Source organism: Arhodomonas sp. KWT (assembly GCF_010993615.1).
Map to the genome: position 1 here is coordinate 1 of NZ_WNXE01000834.1, position 739 is coordinate 739.

Here is a 739-nt window from a genome sequence, read left to right on the forward strand (position 1 = left end):
GGCGACATGAGGAAATCCCAGAACGCGCGGAAGCTCCTGCCCTGATCGGACTCGGCGATGACGTCCTGCTCGCCGAACACCTCCTCCAGGAGCTCGCCGCGGCCGCCGGACCAGGTAGCGATGCGCTCGCGCACCGCCCGGTCCAGCTCGCGGAAGTTCTGTTCCACCTGGCGGAAGTCCGCCAGCAGCGCCCGGGCGGTGCCAGTGGCCTGAAGGAAACGCTCGCGCAGCCGGGTCGGGTCCATCAGCTCCAGCTCACCGGCCTGAATGCGCTCGATCTGCGCGTCGACCTCCGCGCGCTGGCGCTTCAACTCATCGATGCGAGCCTGGGGATCGGTCTCCGCGCCCTGAACCAGCTCGTGGAGAAGATCAAAGACCGTGCGCAAGCGCGACTCGGCACCGACGAACTGCACTCGCTCTTCCAGTCCCACCACCCACTGTATGGCCTTCTCCGTGGCGGGCATGAGGTCGTAGTGGGGCTCGTCGCTGTCCGTGGGGTAGTAGCGACGCAGCCAGCCCCGGTCGTCTCCGGCCCAGTCGTTGAGATAATCCAGCGCCGCCCGCGGGAAGGCATCCTCACCCTCGCTTTCGCGCAGATGGAAAAGGTAGTCCTCCAGCTGCGCCGCCAGCTCCTGCTCGCCCAGGGCCCGAACGTTGGGGCCGATAAAGGCGTGGTGGAGAAAGCCGACGATCAGGGGCGCGCTGTCGGCGGTGAGCAGCCGCCACGCCGGATGATTGC

General features: G+C 67.5%; 1 protein-coding gene. It reads right to left on the reverse strand.

The window, feature by feature from the left end:
• Positions 1–739 (reverse strand): DUF3375 domain-containing protein (locus tag G7A99_RS22745; RefSeq protein ID WP_163144295.1); only part of this gene is annotated, 739 nt, incomplete at both ends.